The organism is Chryseobacterium sp. 14P4.3.2, assembly GCF_057799275.1.
Genome location: NZ_JBYOKO010000001.1, coordinates 632,195 through 648,941 on the forward strand (window position 1 = coordinate 632,195; position 16,747 = coordinate 648,941).

The 16,747-nt window shown below is 36.1% G+C and carries 13 protein-coding genes; 8 read left to right on the forward strand and 5 right to left on the reverse strand.

Annotated elements, in window-relative coordinates:
- Positions 1-15 precede the first annotated feature (15 nt).
- A complete protein-coding gene (locus AC27VX_RS02880; RefSeq protein WP_488693872.1) occupies positions 16-1,545 on the reverse strand; it encodes a trypsin-like peptidase domain-containing protein in 1,530 nt (509 codons plus the stop codon).
- 436 nt (positions 1,546-1,981) lie between these two features.
- Here AC27VX_RS02880 and trhO point away from each other — a divergent pair, with 436 nt between their 5' ends.
- Together trhO and AC27VX_RS02890 are read left to right on the forward strand one after the other, a co-directional pair.
- On the forward strand, positions 1,982-3,334 hold the full coding sequence (gene trhO / locus AC27VX_RS02885) for an oxygen-dependent tRNA uridine(34) hydroxylase TrhO (RefSeq protein WP_488693747.1): 1,353 nt from the start codon (positions 1,982-1,984) through the stop codon (positions 3,332-3,334).
- A 102-nt stretch (positions 3,335-3,436) separates the two neighbouring features.
- Complete coding sequence (locus AC27VX_RS02890; protein ID WP_317207783.1) at positions 3,437-3,982, forward strand: 5-formyltetrahydrofolate cyclo-ligase; 546 nt, start codon at positions 3,437-3,439, stop codon at positions 3,980-3,982.
- Here AC27VX_RS02890 and AC27VX_RS02895 read toward each other — a convergent pair.
- Positions 3,931-4,512, reverse strand: coding sequence for a hypothetical protein (locus tag AC27VX_RS02895; RefSeq protein WP_236857095.1), 582 nt, complete (start codon positions 4,510-4,512; stop codon positions 3,931-3,933). The genes AC27VX_RS02890 and AC27VX_RS02895 overlap by 52 nt on opposite strands.
- Positions 4,496-5,677, reverse strand: a complete 1,182-nt coding sequence (locus AC27VX_RS02900; RefSeq protein WP_300687121.1) for a hypothetical protein — start codon at positions 5,675-5,677, stop codon at positions 4,496-4,498. The genes AC27VX_RS02895 and AC27VX_RS02900 overlap by 17 nt, the downstream gene beginning before the upstream one ends.
- 183 nt (positions 5,678-5,860) lie before the next feature.
- Between AC27VX_RS02900 and AC27VX_RS02905 the strand changes: the two genes are divergently transcribed.
- On the forward strand, positions 5,861-6,190 hold the full coding sequence (locus AC27VX_RS02905; protein WP_236857096.1) for a hypothetical protein: 330 nt from the start codon (positions 5,861-5,863) through the stop codon (positions 6,188-6,190).
- Between the two features lie 141 nt (positions 6,191-6,331).
- Here the strand turns inward: AC27VX_RS02905 and AC27VX_RS02910 are convergent, their stop codons facing one another.
- Together AC27VX_RS02910 and AC27VX_RS02915 are read right to left on the reverse strand one after the other, a co-directional pair.
- A complete protein-coding gene (locus AC27VX_RS02910; protein ID WP_488693750.1) occupies positions 6,332-7,099 on the reverse strand; it encodes a TrmH family RNA methyltransferase in 768 nt (255 codons plus the stop codon).
- Between the two features lie 194 nt (positions 7,100-7,293).
- Positions 7,294-8,802: a DNA recombination protein RmuC gene (locus tag AC27VX_RS02915; protein ID WP_236857098.1), complete on the reverse strand. Its 1,509-nt coding sequence runs from the start codon at positions 8,800-8,802 to the stop codon at positions 7,294-7,296.
- A 149-nt stretch (positions 8,803-8,951) separates the two neighbouring features.
- Between AC27VX_RS02915 and AC27VX_RS02920 the strand changes: the two genes are divergently transcribed.
- The 5 genes from AC27VX_RS02920 to AC27VX_RS02940 all read left to right on the forward strand — a co-directional run bounded on the left by AC27VX_RS02920 (position 8,952) and on the right by AC27VX_RS02940 (position 16,641).
- Positions 8,952-9,626, forward strand: coding sequence for a response regulator transcription factor (locus AC27VX_RS02920; RefSeq protein ID WP_236857099.1), 675 nt, complete (start codon positions 8,952-8,954; stop codon positions 9,624-9,626).
- Positions 9,627-9,628: 2 nt separating this feature from the next.
- Positions 9,629-10,990 (forward strand): sensor histidine kinase, encoded by a 1,362-nt coding sequence (locus AC27VX_RS02925; protein WP_488693753.1) that lies wholly within the window; start codon positions 9,629-9,631, stop codon positions 10,988-10,990.
- A gap of 159 nt (positions 10,991-11,149) precedes the next feature.
- Complete coding sequence (locus tag AC27VX_RS02930; RefSeq protein ID WP_236857101.1) at positions 11,150-12,424, forward strand: TolC family protein; 1,275 nt, start codon at positions 11,150-11,152, stop codon at positions 12,422-12,424.
- 3 nt (positions 12,425-12,427) lie between these two features.
- Positions 12,428-13,543, forward strand: coding sequence for an efflux RND transporter periplasmic adaptor subunit (locus tag AC27VX_RS02935; protein ID WP_236857102.1), 1,116 nt, complete (start codon positions 12,428-12,430; stop codon positions 13,541-13,543).
- Positions 13,543-16,641: an efflux RND transporter permease subunit gene (locus AC27VX_RS02940; RefSeq protein ID WP_488693756.1), complete on the forward strand. Its 3,099-nt coding sequence runs from the start codon at positions 13,543-13,545 to the stop codon at positions 16,639-16,641. Before AC27VX_RS02935 ends, AC27VX_RS02940 begins: the two co-directional genes overlap by 1 nt.
- The last annotated feature ends 106 nt before the right edge of the window (positions 16,642-16,747 follow it).

Here is a 16,747-nt window from a genome sequence, read left to right on the forward strand (position 1 = left end):
AATTACTTTTCTTAATTAAGGCATTTTAAATCCTTTTGTATACATTCTTCCGTAGTCATCTACAAATTTCACCTGTACGTTTCCCTGGTATTTATCCAGGATTTTTTCTACGTCTTTTTGAGAATTGACTGGTTTACCATTTACCTCAATGATGATGTAATTGTCTACGATGCCGATTTTGGCCATTTCACTGCCTTCTGAAACGTTTTTAGCAACTACACCACTATTCAGACCATATTCTGTTTTGAATCGCTCAGTAAGAGGATCAAATTCAGATCCGATTTTTTCAGTTACGCTAAGGTCAGCTTTTGTTTTAGTAGAAGTTCCCCCTTTCTGGTCTTTAAGAGTAACCATAGTAGTAGATTCTTTACCATCTCTCCTATAAGTTAACTGAACTTTATCACCCGGGCGTTTACTTCCGATAGACATAGACAGATCTGCGAAATCAGTGATTTCATAATTGTCTATTTTCGTAATAATGTCTCCTTTTTTCAGACCTGCATCTTCAGCACCGCTCTTTTCACCAAATCCTGTAACATATACTCCGGATCCTACTTTAAGATTAGTCTTAAACTGTTTGTTGTATGAAGCTACCAGTTGGTCATTAGAAAGATCTAAAGACTGAACACCTAAGAAACCTCTCTGTACAATTCCGAATTTCTTGATATCTTCAACAATCTTTCTTGCCAAATTAGCAGGGACTGCAAATCCATATCCCTGATAATATCCGGTTGTAGACTGAATAGCAGAGTTGATCCCGATAAGTTCTCCATTCGTGTTGACCAATGCTCCTCCAGAGTTACCCGGGTTGATGGCTGCATCGGTCTGAATGAAACTTTCAATAGGATTAGCTGCTTTCCCCTGGCTTCCTAAAATTCCGATTCCTCTTCCTTTAGCAGAAACAATACCTGCTGTAACAGTAGAGTTTAATCCAAGTGGGTTTCCTACTGCAAGTACCCATTGTCCTACTTCAATATTATCTGAGTTCGCAAAATTTAGATAAGGAAGACCTTTTTCTTCAATCTTCAATAATGAGATGTCTGTATTAGGGTCGGTTCCTACCAATGTAGCGATGTATGATTTCTTGTTGCTTAATACAACTTCAAGTTTATTGGCACCTGCTACAACGTGGTTGTTGGAGATAATGTAACCGTCCGGAGAGATGATGACCCCGGAACCCATTCCTGAAGGCATATTATCAGGAGCCTGCTGCTGCTTTTGTTTCTGCTGCCCTCTTCCTCCGAAAGGATCTCCAAAGAAAAAGTCGAACAAGTCCTGTTCTGAAGCTCTGCTTGCCGTTCTGCTTTGATAATTTTTGATAGTAACTACAGCCGGAACGGTAGTTTTAGCTGCTTTTACAAAGTCATCGCCCACTGCACCTGTATTCATTCCTGCAAATGATGTATTAGGGGCTGATGCTGTGAAATACGATTGATCTCCATTGTTGGAAGAATGTCCTAAATATTGTATGGCTCCAACGGTAGTAGCTCCGGAGATGACTCCTACTACTGCAAATGGTAATAGTTTTTTTAAAGTACTCTTCATTGTATATCTTTCTTTTTTATTAATCATTTCGTTTTATGTTTTTAAGTAAACAAATTTAATGCTAAATAAGTAAGCAATTAGTGTGCTATGTTTCAATTTTAACTAAAATTTAACGGCTGTACTGTCAATTTATACATTATGTCATAATTGTTAATGTCAGCGTTAACATAACTTAAAAAAAACTTAAAGAAAAATTGTCCACTTTGCACAGTAGAGCATGTCAGATCTAATACTGAAAAATCAATGCCAATCTTCTATTTTATCCTTCTGTAATTATATCAACGATATACCTAAACTTTCAATTTTTAATTCTCAATCTCCATTTTTATCTGTCCGTTATTCGTAGATAAGGGCTTTGTATTTTCCCAATAAATATACTTAATTGAAAAATTATTATCTTTGCAAAAATATTTTTCTCACTTAAAACGTTTATAGCATGCAACTGTATAACACCTTAAGCGCAGAAGAAAGAGCTCAACTTATTGATGAAGCTGGTAAGGAACGTCTTACATTGTCTTTCTATGCGTATGCCAAAATTGAAGATCCCAAAAAATTTCGCGACGAATTATTTATAGCCTGGAATGCCCTTGATGCACTTGGCCGTATTTATGTTGCTCACGAAGGTATCAATGCTCAGATGAGTGTTCCTGCAGATCAATTTGAAGCATTTCGTGATACGCTGGAAGTTTATGACTTTATGAAAGGAATTCGTTTAAATGTAGCCGTTGACCAGGATAATCACTCTTTTTTAAAACTGACAATAAAGGTCAGAAATAAAATAGTAGCTGATGGATTGAATGATCATACTTTTGATGTTACCAATAAAGGAATTCACTTAAAAGCACAGGAATTTAATAACTTACTTGAAGATCCCAATACCATTGTCGTAGATTTCAGGAATCATTACGAAAGTGAAGTTGGTCATTTTGAAGGAGCAATTACTCCTGATGTAGAAAACTTCAGAGAAAGTTTGCCGATTATCAACGAACAGTTACAGGATTTTAAAGAAGATAAAAATCTATTAATGTACTGTACAGGAGGAATCCGTTGTGAAAAAGCGAGTGCTTACTTCAAACACCAGGGTTTTAAAAACGTTTTTCAATTAGAAGGTGGAATTATTGAATATACCCGTCAAATAAAAGAAGAAGGAATAGAAAGTAAGTTTATAGGGAAGAATTTTGTATTTGACCACCGATTGGGAGAGAGGATCACAGACGATATTATTTCGCAGTGCCACCAATGTGGTAAGCCTTGTGATAACCATACCAACTGTGCTAATGATGCCTGTCATTTATTGTTTATTCAATGTGACGATTGTAAAGCCGCTATGGAAAACTGCTGTTCTACAGAATGTCTGGAAACAATCCATTTACCTTTAGAGGAGCAGCTGAAACTGAGAAAAGGATTACAGGTAGGAAATAAGGTTTTCAGAAAAGGAAAATCCGATGCTTTGAAATTTAAAAATTCAGGTGATTTGCCAACCAGGCCTTTAGCAAAAGCTGAAACAAAAAATATCCGCCAGAAAATTGCAGTCAAAAAAATAATACTTGGAAAGGCTGAACATTATTATTCAAAATCAAAAATTGCACAGTTTTTAATTGAAAATAATGAACTTTCAATAGGTGATAAAGTATTAATTTCAGGGCCTACAACCGGAGAACAGGAAGTTACAATTACTCAGATTTATGCAAATGGAGGACCTTGTGAAACGGCTAAAGAAGGAGATCAAATTACTTTTGAACTTCCGTTCAGAGTTCGTTTGTCTGACAAATTGTATAAAATTGTGTAAGCCTAAAAGCAAAAATAAAGCAGTGAAAGCTTATCCGGTTAAAATTATTTCAGTGAAGAAAACTTAATAATTATGCTAAAAGCTGAGCTTAGAAAAAAATATATGCAAAAAAGAAAAGCCTTGTCTACTGATGAGGCTTTCTTGTTATCAAAAAGAATATTGAATCAGTTTCTTGCTTATTTTAAACCTGAAGAAGGCCAGAAAGTCCATCTTTTTGTACCTATTGAGAAGTTTAGGGAAATTGACACCCAAATCTTCATCAATTATTTTCTAGCACATAATCTACGCGTTTATGTGCCTAAAATTGCCGATGATCAGCTTGTCAGTATTGAAATTTTTGAAAATACTGTGTTTGAAACAAATAACTGGGGGATTTCAGAACCTGTTTCAAGCCAGGATTCCGGAGAAAATAATTTCCATTATGTAATTACCCCTTTGGTGTATTGTGATGCAAAAGGAAACAGGGTAGGATATGGAAAAGGTTTTTATGACAGACTTTTCCAAAATGTATCATTAGAAACAAAAAAAATCGGAGTCAATTATTTTGACCCCGAAGAATATATCGATGATGTCTGGGAAAATGATATTCCTCTGGACTATTTGGTAACGCCTACAGAAGTGCTGTCTTTTTTAAGTGGTTTGGTATAAAAATCCAGAAAATAGAACTTAAACTCCTTCTTAAGTTTTGATGTTGACAATAAAATGTACTGTGCATTTTTTTCAAAGCTTCCTAAAGACCTGTTTTTATCGTCAAAATATTCTACATTGAATTTTGCATAATCTAAGGTGTCTTTTTTATAAAATTCTTTATAGACATTCAGGTTATTTACTTTTACAGTCTTTACTTTCATGCTGTCCAGTTCTTTCATTAGCCTTTTAAAGGTTAATGAATCGGGTTTGTGAAAGTAGCTTTCCATTTGTGAGTAGATCACCGTGTCTATCTCCGTGTTTCTCTTTCCTGATAAATATAGAGTAGACAGATCAAGAAGTTCCTGAACCTTTTGCTTGGTGATTGAATTAATGGCCTGCATACTGTCCATTTGTACAGCAGGATAACTTTTGGTATTGTTACTGTTTCGCAGTTTATCGAGATCGCTTACTTCTGTACTTTTTTTACTACAGGCAAAAAATAAAGCCAGAAGAGCCGTGAAGATTAAAAAATTATTGATTCTTTTCATCTGTAGTGGCAATTTTAAATTTGATGGAGATGATTTTACCTTTGGTATCTTTTTTCATTTCTATTACGTTCAGATTCTTTAATGACGTAGTAGGAGTTGTTACAAGGGTGATATACTTTTGCTTATCAAGCCTTTCTATACCATAGGTATTGTTGTCATAGACCTGATATATGATGGCATTGTTACTGATCAGATTTTCCAGCTGATTCCTCTTCTGTTTGATGAGAGCCACCTGTTCTTCATTATTTCCGCCTTTAATATCTTTAATAGAGAAATAGTAGGCTGCCATCTTATAATCATCCGGTTTCAGTTCTATTTTTTCTTCTTCAGGAGCATTTTCAAGGTTTCTGTTCACTTCCAGTGGTTCATAGAAAGGGGCACTAATTCGCATTTTCAGATTTTTATCCTTTGTAGAATAATAAAAGCACTCTCCGGGTTTTATTTTGTACATCAATGGCGATTCATTTTCCTTCACCACCATTATTTCTAAGGTATTGATTACAGAAACTCCTCTGTCCTTATCTATAAAACAATATTTATAAGTTTTGGAAAAAAGAACATCCTTGAATCCTAATAAACCGGTTATGGTGATTAAAACAGAGGTAATAAACGCCCATGCATTCTTTTTGAAGAAATTTTTCTTAGGCGGAGCTGCTGAAATTTCAACCTCGGTGATAGAATTTTTATTTACTTTAACTTCTTGATTTTCAGTATTTGTTTTTTGTAAATCAGTATTTTCGGAGGGCTTATTTTCAACTTTTTGAGGCTGAATGTCAGTTTTTGGAAGTTCAGGAGCTGAAGAAACAGTTTTTTCCAATTCGTTGATTGTTTCTTCATCCAGATTTTCATTTTCATACAGCAATTCTCCAGCGAAAAGGTGTTGTTTCTTGAACTCGTACCATGAGTCGTATCCCGCATAAATACTCAATAAATTAAGCATATCTATTCTGGGCAGTTTGGTGACCGGCGAATTTTTGAAATAGGTATAAAATGACTTTTCACTGATGTTGCCTTTCGCTTTTTTGCGGAGGTCTTCCTGGAAATATATGATGTCTATACCCTTCCACTTTGAGATATCATCATGCGAAGGGGTATATTCTTTTAAGTATTGACCCTGAACTTCCTTTTTTAGTTGCTCAAAGTGTAATAGATCTAAATCTGTCAATTTTTTAAAAAATAATTAAATTGTTGATTATCAGCTATGTTTTTTTGTAAAACTATTTTACAAATGTATTACAATTATTTTTCATAGACAAATTTTCTAACTGCTCTACCTTTGTCTTGTTCAAATAACAGAACAGAAGAAAATTTTATAAAACAATATTAACAAAATTAAATTTAATTTATTATGAAAAAGTCATTATTCGTAGCTGCTATCGCTGCAATCTCTTTAGTTGCTTGTAAAAAAACTGAAGCTACTTCTACTGAAGGAACAACTGATTCTGCTGCTGCTAACGTTGCTGATTCTGCTGCTGTAGTTACTGATTCTGCTGCTAAAGTTGTTGACTCTGCTGCAACTGCTGCTGTAGGTGCTACTAAAGATGCTGCTGCTGCTACAACTGCTGCTGGTGCTGAAGTTGCTAAAGATGCTGCTAAAGGTGCTGCTGACGCTGCTAAAGGAGCTGCTGATGCTGCTAAAGGAGCTGCTGATGCTGCTAAAGATGCTGCTAAGAAATAATTTTAGCTTACGCTTAAAAATAAAAGAACCGTTTCACCCAGTGAAACGGTTTTTTTATGCTTTATAATTAAACCTTTCTATTGTCTACAAACAAAATGAATGACTGGAAAAAGATTTCTCCAATCTTCATTTTATTTCCGGTTATCCTTTTTTCTGCTTCAAAGATTCATAGCAGGTAATCGCTACTGCATTACTCAGATTAAGAGAATCTATACTTCCGGCCATTGGAATCAGCGTATTTTTTCCTTTCCCAATCCAGAAATTACTTAACCCGGAATGTTCGGTACCGAATAATACAGCAGAACGCTGTGTGAAATCTTTTTTATAGATATCTTCAGCACTGTCGTCCATCAGAGTGGTGTAAATATTGAATTTATTTTTCTGAAGGAAGTCCAGGGCCTCCTCATTTTCTGCCTGATAGACTTCCATTCCAAAAAGACAGCCTACACTTGATCTGATTACATTTGGATTATAAAAATCCGCTTTTCCATCTGCTACAATAAGGGCATCTATTCCGAATGCTTCGCAGCTTCTTAAAATAGCCCCAAGATTTCCAGGTTTTTCAACTCCTTCAACAATAATTACGGTAGCGTTCTCTTTAGGAGTATATGATGAAAGACTATTTTCTTTAGCTTCGTATATCCCAATAATACCTTCTGAACTTCCTCTGTAAGATATTTTCTCATATACTTTTTCACTTACTTGGTGGATTTTCCCATCAGGAAGAGCCCCTTTGAATATATTCTCGCAGATAAAGAACTCAACCGGCGCAAAATTATATTGTATTGCTCTTTCATTTTCCTGTTGCCCTTCTACTACGAAAACTTTTGATTTTTTACGGAATCTGTTGTCAGTAAGAAGCTTAGTGACCTTTTTTATCTTATCGTTTTGAAAACTTTCTATCAACATTCTGCAAAATTATGCAAAATTTATCATTAGACTTCTCTGTACTTTATAAAAAGATTTTCTGACAAAGTTAAAATGCGAAATCAACTCACATTAGTAAGGAAAAAGAAAACTTTGTAGTAATGGAAATTACTTGTTGATGGAATTGAATAAGGCTGTTTCATATTGAGACAGCCTTGTTATTATGTTTTCCGATCTTACTCGTTGAAAAAGTCCAGCGTATTCTGTGAATTATCAACCAGGCTTTGTGGAAGATCTTTTTTGTTTTTAATGCCTAGTGATTTCAGTTTCTGTGTCTGAATCACAAGATTGTCATTTCCTGTGTAGAGCTGTTTGTAAGCATCATTATAAACATTTTTAGCCTGATCCAGATTTCGCCCTACTTTTTCCAGATTTTCTACAAAACCTACAAATTTATCATACAATTTGGCACCACGTTCAGCAATTTCCATGGAGTTTCTGTTCTGATACTCTCTTTTCCACAAGTCGGCAATCAGTTTCAGAGAAGTGATAAGATTGCTAGGATTCAATAATAAAATTCTTCTTTCATAGGCGTAGTTCCACAAATTCTGGTCGGCCTGCATAGCCGCAATATAAGCGGGTTCACTAGGGATAAACATCATTACGAAATCCAATGACTTTCCATAGTCATCATAGGCTTTTTGACTCAGCTGTGTAATGTGATTTTTAATAGATCCGAGATGCTGGCTTAGTTTTAGGGCATATACATCAGGATCAGTTTCATCTACCAGATCAGTGAAAGCAGTCAAAGATACCTTGGAATCTATGATGACATTTCTTTCATCCGGGTATTTTATAACAGCATCAGGTCGCATTTTTTTACCGGAAAATTCTGAAAATAGAGCGTTATTGTCTTCATCACGCAATTCGTGCTCCAGGAAATATTCCCTTCCTTTTACCAGACCGGATTTTTCAAGGATACTTTCAAGGATCATTTCGCCCCAGTTTCCTTGTGTTTTGCTTTCTCCTTTTAATGCCCGTGTAAGTTTTTTAGCATCATCGGAAATCTGCTGGTTCAGTTCTGCGAGCTCTTTTACCTTTTCGGCAAGGGAAAAACGTTCTTTATTTTCTTTTTCATAGGCCTCGTTGACCTTATTTTTCAGGTCGGCAATTTTCTCCTGAAAAGGATCCAGAATGTTTTTTAAGTTATTCTGATTTAAGGTAGTGAACTTTTCTGTTTTCTCCTCAAGGATTTTATTTGCCAGATTTTCAAACTGAAGTTTTGATTCCTCCTGGATCTTTATAATTTCCTCTTTTTGGGTATCTAAAGATTTCTGAAGACCTTCATTCCTGGCGGAAAATTCAGAGTTTTTAGCGAAAAGAAGCTGTTTCTCAATGATGTGAGTGTCTATTTGAGAGGTCAGTTTTAGATTGATCTGCTTTAATTCCTGAAATTGAACAGTCAGGGAAGAATGTTCAGCAGATATTCTCGAAAATTCATTCTTCAGATCATCCAGCAGATCCTGCTGCTGAATATTTGATTCTTTCTCTTTGCTGATATTTTGAGTTAGCTCCAGTATTTTTAAATTTGAATTTTCCTGGTCAGATTTATTTTTGATAAATAAAGAATTCAGTTCATCATAAGAATTTCTTGAAACCATTGTTGACTTCAGTGCAAAATATAAAATGACTGCTCCCAGTATTCCACCGGCAATAAAACCAATTAATAAATATATCATCTCCATCTTCCAAAATTATGAAAAAAGCAGGGAAGTTAAGCCTGCGAGAATATATTTGGAAGATTTGTTTTCGAAACCTTCCGGAATATTGAGCCATCTGCATCTGGTTTCCTTTACTAAAGATTACCTATATTTATGCGAAATTTCAGAAGAATATGAATGTTTTACTGGTAGAGGATGATCAAAGAATCAGTAATTTCCTGATAAAAGGGCTTTCCGAGGCCGGTTATGATATGACCCTTGCCGATTCGGGTGAAAAGGCACGTGAACTTCTTCATACTTATGATTTTGATATTATTTTGATGGATATTATGCTTCCCGGATTGGATGGGATGCAGCTTACTCAGATTATAAGATTCAAAGGGAATTATACCCCGATTTTAGTTTTGAGTGCACTGAACAGTCCTGATGATAAAATCAAAATGCTGGATCTGGGAGCAGATGATTATTTATCAAAGCCTTTTCATTTTGAAGAACTGATCTCAAGGATTAAAGCGTTAACAAGGCGTAATAAACTAAGCTATCAAAAAGAAGATCAATATTTATCCTGTGCTGATATTACAATCGATACAGATCTTCATAAAGTAACACAAAACGGTAAGGAGATTGAATTTTCTCCTACAGAATATAAGCTTTTTACTTTCCTGATGGAGAATAAAAATAAAGTGCTGAGCAGGACCCATATTTTACATAAAGTTTGGGGAATTGACTTCGATAATTCCACGAATGTGGTGGATGTGTACATTTCCTATGTTCGAAATAAGATTGATGAAACCGAACATAAGTTTATCCATACGGTAAAAGGAACCGGGTATTTAATTAAAGACTGATAATGACGCTCAGAAACAGGTTTACCCTTATCTCAAGCCTTTCATTTGGTATTGTTTCTATCATCACATCTGCGGTGATATTCTTTGCCTATTATGACAGTACGAAAATTTTTTACTTTGAAAAGCTTAGAAATACGGCTCTTATTTCTGCTATTTATTACCTTGAGAAAGATGAACTTCCAAAAGACAGACATGCTCAGATTAAAAAAGAGTATAACCATCTTATACAGAATAACAGGGTAGCGGTTTATAATCAGAATAACGAGGTTACATTCGGACAGAATCTTCATGATAAAAATATAAAACCTTTTCATTTACAAACGGTCAGAACCAATAAAGGAGTGGAGTTTATGTCGGATAATCAATTCTATTACGGTATTTTTTATCCGGATAACCAGGGAGATTTTGTTGTTTTTGTAAAGTCCCCTAATGATTCTTTTCAGTCGCAGATTTTAAGGCTTTCAATTATTATGCTTTCTGTTTTGATCATTGGTTTGCTGGCGATTTATTTTCTGAGCAGATATCTTTCAAAAGTAGTCTATAAACCTATTTCCAATGTTGTAGAACGGATCAATAAAGTGGATTATAATAACATTTCTACTGCGATTACTTCTACCAATACGAATGACGAAATTGAAGACCTGATAAGATCCTACAATAAACTGTTGAGTAGAATTTCTGAAAATGTTTTGTTACAGCAGAATTTTATCAATTATGTTTCGCATGAATTTAAAACTCCTCTTGCTGCAATCTCCGGAAATCTCGAGGTATTTGCCCAGAAAGACAGAACTCCTGAAGAGTACAGGGAAGTTGCAAAAGAATCCCTGGAGAATGTCTACGAGATTGAAAAGATTCTCAATAATCTTCTTTTAATGTCAGGAATGACTAAACTTGAATCTTCTCATAAACCAATGAGGGTAGATGAACTGATGTGGAAAATTTTTGAAAAACTGGAAGCTACAGCAAAGGAAAAGAATTCAACCCTGATCATACATTTACAGGTTACCCAGCCTTCGCTGCTGGAATTTCCAGGAAATGAGACCCTGTTATATCTGGCGTTATATAATATCGTAGAAAATGCAGTTAAATATTCTTACAATAAACCTGTAGTTATTACGCTATCAGAAAATAATAACCAACTGTATATTGAAGTAAAAGACGAAGGACGAGGTATTCCTTCGGATGATCTTGCAAAGATTTATGAAACATTTTACAGAGGGAAGAATGTGGATGCTATCAGAGGAAGCGGGATAGGCCTTTCTTTGTCTAAAAGTATTTTTGATCATCATCATGTTGTGATGAAAATTGATTCCTCAGTTAATGTCGGAACGCGCGTCCTTCTTGAGTTTCCACCCCATTCTTGATTTTTTCTACAAATATTTCTGAATTCAATTTACTCTTGAAATAAAAATAATATCTGTCATTCTAATCAAACTCTAATGTTGGACTAATCGAATTTTAATTTCATTCGAAATTGGCTCTAATATTAGAAAAATAGCTTTGTGGTCTTAAAATAGTAGACCTTGAAGAAGATTTTTTTTACCCTTTTTTATATTCATTGCTTTAGCCTCTTTTCTGCACAGATTTCCGATACACTGAAAATCAGCAGACATGAGGCTGAAGCAGTTTTTCTTGCTAAAAACCTGGATATTATTGCTCAGAAGCTGGAAATTTCTCAGGCGGAAGCCCGGGCTGTTCAGGCAAAATTCTGGCCTAATCCTAAATTAAGTATCAGTGAAGTCAATCTATGGAGGACTTATGATATTGAAGAACAGCCTGCACTCATCGGAAATTGGGGAAAAAACACCCAGATTTCAGCTGAAATAGAGCAGGTGATCCAAACTGCAGGAAAGAGAAGGAAAAATATTGAACTGCAGAAGATAGAAGTAGAAGGAGAAAAGTATGAGTTGCAGGAAGTGCTGCGTGAGCTTAAAAAGTCTTTAAGAAATACGATCACAGAAATTCTGTACAATCAGGAGCAGCAAAAGATCTATCAGGGCCAGATTGCATCTATTGAGAAATTAACAAAATCTTATCAGAACCAATTAAACCTTGGGAATATCAGTAAATCTGAGTATGTCCGGCTAAAAGCACAGGAGATTGAATTCAAGAAAAAACTGGTTTCGCTGAAACAGGAAATTGAGGATCAGCAGGTAGAGCTGAAAGCCTTACTGATGCTCCCCCCGAGCTCTTATCTGATCATTTCAGACTCATTTGTCATGCCGGAAAAGCAGCTTTCTGAAGTAGAGCTCACTCAGTGGCTGGAAAAGGCCAAGGAAAATCGTCCGGATATTCTTATTTCAAAAAATAAAGAGAAACACGCTTCTAAAAATCTTGAAATTCAGAATGCCATGAAGACTCCAGACGTTGCTCTTTCTATAGGATATGACCGCGGCGGGAATATTATGAAAGATTTCGTTGGGCTTGGATTGTCACTGGATCTTCCAATCTTCGACCGCAATAAAGGAAATATTCAGGAAGCAAAACTTGAAATTGAGAAAAGCAAAAACGAAACCCGTAAAAATATGCTGAGATCTGAAAATGAAATTGTCTCTGTTTTTAGAAACTACATCCGGACACAGGAAGTTTCTGCAGAAATAGATGAAAGCTATGAGTCTACACTGGATGGGCTGCTGGTAAGCCACGAGAAAAACTTCAGGCTGAGGAACATAAGTATGCTGGAATATATGGATTTTCTTGATGCCTACATCGGTAATAAAATGATCATACTCGATACCAAAAAAGAACTTAACCAATACTACGAAAACCTGCAGTATGTTGTGGGACAAGATTTATAAGATATGAACAAGAATACGACCAGATATATTGCAGCAATTTATTTATCTGCCTTAGTTGCACTTACAGGCTGTAAAGATAAAGAACAGAATAAGGAAGCTGAAAAAGGCTACTGTATCAGCAAAGAGCTTAAGAAAGATATTAAACTTGTAAAAGTGGAAATGATTCCGATAGAAGAGAGTATCACCCTTACCGGAGAAGTAGAGAGCAATTCGGATAAAACAGTTCCTTTTGTAAGTCTTGTAGATGGAGTGGTGACGGATACCTATTTCTCTTTGGGGGATTATGTAAAGAAAGGGCAGGTGCTGGCCATTGTAAAGAGTACAGCGGTCAACGAGATGCAGGATGATACCCAGACTTTACAGGCTCAGCTGGCTGTAGCAAAAAGGAAACTGTCTTCTGTAGAAGCAATGTACAAAGACGATATAGCTTCTCAAAAAGATCTTCAGGAAGCACGTTCAGAGGTGACAATTCTTCAGTCTAATATTTCCAAAACTCATAAAAATATGCAGTTATATTCTGCCGGAGGGAGTACGATTCAGATAAAAGCGCCTGCAGACGGATATGTTATCTCAAAAAATATTTCAAAAGGGATGCCTGTAACAGCAGGAGGAGACCAGCTCTTTACCATTTCTAATCTGGATAAGGTATGGGTAATGGCCAATGTGTATGCTACGAATATGAGAAATGTTTATGTGGATCAGCCTGTCGTAGTGAAAACACTTGCTTATCCCGATGACAGTTTTTCAGGAAAAATAAACAATATCTCACAGGTTTTTAATGAGAATGAAAGAGTACTTAAAGCCAAGATTATCATGGATAATAATGGAATGAAATTAAGACCCGGAATGTCTGCGGATGTTGTTTTACCAGTTAATTCACAAAACAAAAAAGCTCTGGCTATTCCTGCTAAAGCTCTGATTTTCGATAACAATCAAAGTTATGTAGTGGTGTATAAAAAAGACTGCGAATTAGAAATCAGACCTGTGACGGAGGTTGCTTCCAACAGCCAGTATATTTATGTAGAAGGAAATTTAAAAGAAGGTGAAAATGTCATTGCTTCCAATGGATTACTGATCTATGAAAACCTGAAAAACCAATTAAATAATTCTACGAAGTAATGCGAAAATTTGTACAGAATATAGTTTCCTTCTCTTTAAAAAACTCATTGATTGTTCTTTTGGGGACATTTCTTTTGTTGGCTGGAGGAATCTATTCCTATATACATACTCCTATTGAGGCTTTTCCGGATGTTACCAACACCAGAGTAAGGGTTATCACCCAATGGCCGGGGAGAAGTGCTGAAGAAATAGAAAAATTTGTCACATTGCCGATTGCCAAAGAAATGAATGCCATCCCGAATAAAACATCGGTAAGATCCATTTCTTTATTCGGGTTGTCAGTAGTTACCGTGATTTTTGATGATCACGTCAATGATTTTTATGCCCAGCAATATGCTTCCAATAAATTAGGGAATGTTAATCTCCCCGGTGGAGCCGAGTACAGTATAGAGCCTCCTTCAGGAGCAACCGGAGAAATCTACCGGTATATTATCAAAAGTAAGCTTCCAATCAAAGAAGTTACTTCTATTCAGGACTGGGTGATTGAAAGAGAATTGCTGGCTGTTCCTGGAGTAGCAGATGTGGTAAGTTTTGGAGGTGAAGAAAAAACATATGAAATAAAAATTAATCCTACGGAATTACACAATTACGACCTTTCCCCCCTGGATGTGTATGAAGCGGTTTCGAAGAGTAATATCAATGTAGGAGGAGATGTAGTAGCAAAAGGTGATCAGGCTTATGTCGTGAGGGGGATTGGTCTTTTAGAGAAAAAAGAAGATATTGAGAATATAAAGATCGAGGTAAAAGGATCTACTCCTATCCTGGTGAAACACGTTGCCGAGGTTAAAATTTCTGCGAAACCGAGGTTAGGGCAGGTAGGATATAATAAAGAAAATGATGTTGTAGAGGGAATTGTCATTATGCTCCGTGGTGAAAATCCAAGTGAAGTTATTGCAAGGCTTAAAGACAGAATTGAAGAACTGAACGGAGGGGAACTTCCCGGCGATGTTCAGATCGTTCCGATTATTGACCGTACAGAATTGGTCAATACAACGGTTCATACCGTTTCCAAAAATCTGATCGAAGGAGTTATTCTGGTTTCCATCATTGTATTTATATTCCTTTACAATTGGAGAACGACATTTATTGTAGCATCCGTGATTCCTCTGGCATTCCTATTTGCTATTATTATGTTGAAAATTCAGGGACTGCCGGCAAATTTGATCTCTATGGGAGCTTTGGATTTTGGCTTACTGCTCGAAGGGACATTAGTCATCGTTGAACATGTATTTGTAGCCCTCGAACTCAAGGCGAAGAAAATAGGACTTGAACGGTTCAATAAAATGTCAAAATTGGGGATCATTAAAAAGAGTGCTGGAAGTGTGGCGAGTTACATCTTCTTTGCATTATTGATTCTGATTGTTGCTTTGATGCCGATCTTCTCTTTCCAGAAAGTGGAAGGAAAAATGTTCTCTCCTTTAGCATTTACATTGGGATATGCATTATTGGGATCATTGATATTAAGTTTGACCTATGTTCCGGCAATGTGTAAGCTTTTACTGACAAAGAATATTGAAGAAAAAGAAAACTTTATATCAAGATTCTTCAGAGTAAATATTTACAGGATTTACGAATTCAGTAACCGTTACAAAAAAGGATTTATCATTGGTTTCATTACCTTATTGGCTATTTGCGGATGGAGATTTTCCAATTATGGATCAGAGTTCCTGCCAAAGCTGAATGAAGGGGCTATCTATGTAAGGGCAACCCTTCCAAATAGTGTAAATCTGGATGAATCTGTACGTCTTACAAAAGAAATGAAGGAGATTTTAATGAAATATGATGAAGTGAAATTTGTCATGACCCAGACAGGCCGTCCCAACGATGGAACAGACCCCACCGGTTTCTTTAATATTGAATTTAACATCCAGCTGAAACCGGAAAATGAGTGGAAGAAAAAAATATCCAAGGATGAACTTCTTGAAGAAATGAGGGTTTCTCTTGAAAAGTATCCGGGTATTAATTTCGGGTTCAGCCAGCCGATACAAGATAATGTAGAAGAATATGTAGCAGGGGTAAAGGCTCCGTTAGTGATCAAAATCTTTGGGAATAACTTGTTTGAATTGGAAAACTATGCTAATCAGGTTGCCCAATCTATAAAAACAGTTCCGGGTATTTCAGATGTCAATGTTTTTAAAAATATAGGGCTTCCGGAATTGAGAATACAGCTGCATGATTCCAAAATGGCAAAATATGGAATTTCCACAGCAGATGCACAGGCAGTTATTGAAATGACTATTGGCGGACAGGCAGCGACCAAGTTTTATGAAGAAGAAAGGATGTTTGATGTTATGCTGAGATTTGAAAAACAATATCGTGACACTCCGGAAAAAATGGGAAATATTTTGATCCCGACTCAGGATAATAAAAAAGTGCCGCTGAAAGAAATTGCAACCATTGATTACCATACCGGTCCATCATTTATTTACCGTGAAGGAAACAGCAGATATATTGGAGTTGGATTTAATATTGAAGGTCGTGATCTTGGAAGTACGATCAAAGAAGCAAAAGCAAAAGTAGATAAAGAAGTGAAACTTCCGAAAAGCCATAAAATGACATGGGCAGGAGAGTTTGAAAGCAAAGAAAGAGCTGCAAAACAGCTCGCTATGGTAGTGCCGATCTCTTTAGTTCTTATCCTGATGCTCTTGTATTTCAACTTCGGAAATGTAAAAGATACGCTGATTTCTTCCGTTACTCTGGCATTTGCGTTTATTGGAGGGTTTTTATCTCTGTGGTTTACAGGAACCATTTTTGGAATTTCAGCAGGGATTGGATTTATTATCCTTTTTGGAGTGGCCACCATTGATGGTATCGTTCTGATAGGAGTAATGAAGGAGAATCTGCAAAACAGAATGTCTCTTAAAGAATCTATTTCTCTGGGAGTTAAAAGCAGAATTCGTCCCGTAGTTATGATTGCTCTAATGGGGTCTATGGGGCTTCTTCCCGCGGCAATGTCCAACGGAATGGGGTCCGAAATTCAGAAACCTTTAGCCATTATGATTGTTGGCGGGCTGATCATCTGTATGCTGCTGTCTTTTACAGTATTGCCTATTATCTTCCATTATGCTTATCATAAAAAGCATAAGGAAACCATATAGTTTCTTTTATTTGTTCATTATTTGGCCGGGATCCGTGAGGAAGATCCCGGCCTTTTTATTGCAGATAAACCGATTTTGTTGACTCTGGGTAGATTTGTTTCATTTA